A 2193-nucleotide genomic window follows, 5' to 3' on the forward strand; every position below is an offset into this window, starting at 1 on the left:
CACGCCCATCAGGGGTGCGGGCGCGTCGGTGGGCGGTGCTGCGGGCGATCCCGGTCAACCGGGCCGCACTGCGGGTCGACGTCGCCGCGGCGAGCAACTGGGTGTGGGCGTCGGTCAGGGCTTGGTCGGCTTGGTGTCGGTGTCCGCGCTCTCGGAGATCTCGGCCAAGAGCGCGTGTGCTGATCCGAAAATGAACCCTGGGTGGGCAGGCGTCGGCATCCCGGCGGAGCCGGGATGGATCATGCTGGGAGTCGGTCAGGCAGCGGGTAGCAGGGTGACGGTGTAGCCGAGGGCTTCGAGTTGTCGGACGTGGTTGCGTTTGCGGCGTTCGGGGTTGACGCGGGTGTCGTAGAAGTCTGATCCGAGGTCGGTGAACCGGGTCGTCGGGTCGGTCAGCAGGTGCCAGACGATGGTCAGGATGGATCGGCCGACGGCGACGATGGCGCGGCGGTTACCGCGGCGTCTGGCGATGCGTCGGTAGCGTTCGCCGAGGAATGTGTCGGTCTTGCCCGCGGCGACGGCGGCCTCGCCCAGGACTCGGGCCAGGTAGGGATTGCCGTGGCCGGTGAAGCCGGTGCCCTTGCTCTTACCGGCGGATTCCTTGACCCCGGGGGCGAACCGCGCCCACGAGGCGAGGTGAGCGGGGGTCGGGAACCTGCTCATGTCGACGCCGACTTCGGCGATGATCACGTGGGCGGTGGCCGGGCCGACGCCGGGGATCTCGTCCAGACGCCGCCCGGCATCGGCGAAAGGGGCGATGTGTTGTTCGATGCGCCGGTCCACGTCGGCGATGTCCGCGGTGATCGCGTCGACGCGGGCCAGCATCTTGGCCAGCAGGAACCCGTGGTGGTCGGTGAAACGCCCGACGAACGCCTCTTCCAGCTGTGTGATCTTCGTGCGTAGGCGGCTGCGGGCCATCTGCGCCAGGATCTTTGGGTCTCGCTGTCCGGCGATCAGCGCGGCCATCATGTCGCGGCCGGAGAGCCCGAAGATGTCGCTGGCCACCACGCTCAGCTTGATCTGTGCGTCTTCCAGCAGCTTCTCGACCCGGCTGCGTTCCGCGGTACGCGCGCCGATGAGGTCGACCCGGTACCGGGTCAGGTCCCGCAACTCACGGATCGGCGCCGGAGGCACGAAACTCGGCCGGATCATCTGCCGTTCGGCGACCTTGCACAGCCAGACCGCGTCCAGCCGATCCGTCTTGGGACGCCCGGGTAGATGCTTGACATCTCTGGCGTTGACCAGCCACGGGTCGAACCCGGCCGCTTCGAGTAGATAGAACGCGGGCTTCCAGTAGTCCGAGGTCGCTTCCATGACGACTCTGGTGACCCCCAGCGTCCGGAGCCGGTCGGCCATCGTCAGCAACGACCGCGTCATCGTGGAGTAGGTAGACACCTCCTGCCGGCGGCGGCCGGCCGGCCCCTGACCGGGCACCCGCACGCAACACACCAACTCCGCCTTGCCGATATCAAGCGCCGCGACCCGCTCGATGATCTCCTCGTTGTCCTGACTCGACTCCAACACCTGCTCGCTCCTCCCACCCGACGTCCAGGGTGGTCGCCCGCAGGAGCTGCTGGAGACGAAAGCGAAGCTGATCCGCGTGCTCGAAGCAACATTGAAGGGCCCATGGCGCAGCTCCCCACACCCGACTTTTCCACGGCCTCAAAGACCAAGCGCACACGGCGTCGGCGGGCGACCACCACCATTTTCAGCCCGGAACGGGCCCGCCCACAGGGCAGCGAAGAACTTTTCCCATGATGTCCAACGCCGCCTCGGTCCGGGCGATCTTGCGGTTGGCCAGCTCCAACTGGCGGCGCAGCCGGGCGATCTCGGCCTGCTCCCCACTCGGGCGTCCGACGCTCTGACCGGGCTTCTTCCCTTGGAGCAGGCCGGCATCACGGGCGCGGCGCCACTCACTCATCAACGACGAGTACAAGCCGTTACGGCGCAGATACCCGTTGCCGTCGCCGTCTGCCACGGCTTGTTCGTACTCGGCGAGCAGCCGCAGCTTCTCCGCCGCAGGAAACGACCGCCGCCGTGGCCGGTCTGATCGAGGTCCTTCCGTCGCCATGACCCCATCGTGCCTGACGGACATATCTGTGCTGGGAATCGTCATCGAAGGAAGATCCATCCTCGCCCCGGGAGGGCTACTTGCTCTGAACCACTGGACTCACCCAACCCTGACACCCAGGG

At 67.4% G+C, this 2193-nt stretch carries 2 protein-coding genes; both read right to left on the reverse strand.

Features of this window, described 5'->3' with window-relative positions:
- Nucleotides 1-255: 255 nt before the first annotated feature.
- Nucleotides 256-1521, reverse strand: a complete 1266-nt coding sequence (locus ACWD6N_RS37660) for an IS110 family transposase (RefSeq protein WP_449941542.1) — start codon at nucleotides 1519-1521, stop codon at nucleotides 256-258.
- A 187-nt stretch (nucleotides 1522-1708) separates the two neighbouring features.
- The gene (locus tag ACWD6N_RS37665; RefSeq protein WP_450006746.1) at nucleotides 1709-2071 is read right to left on the reverse strand and encodes a hypothetical protein; all 363 of its coding nucleotides are present in this window, start codon (nucleotides 2069-2071) and stop codon (nucleotides 1709-1711) included.
- Nucleotides 2072-2193 lie beyond the last annotated feature (122 nt).

The organism is Micromonospora sp. NPDC005163 (assembly GCF_053599835.1).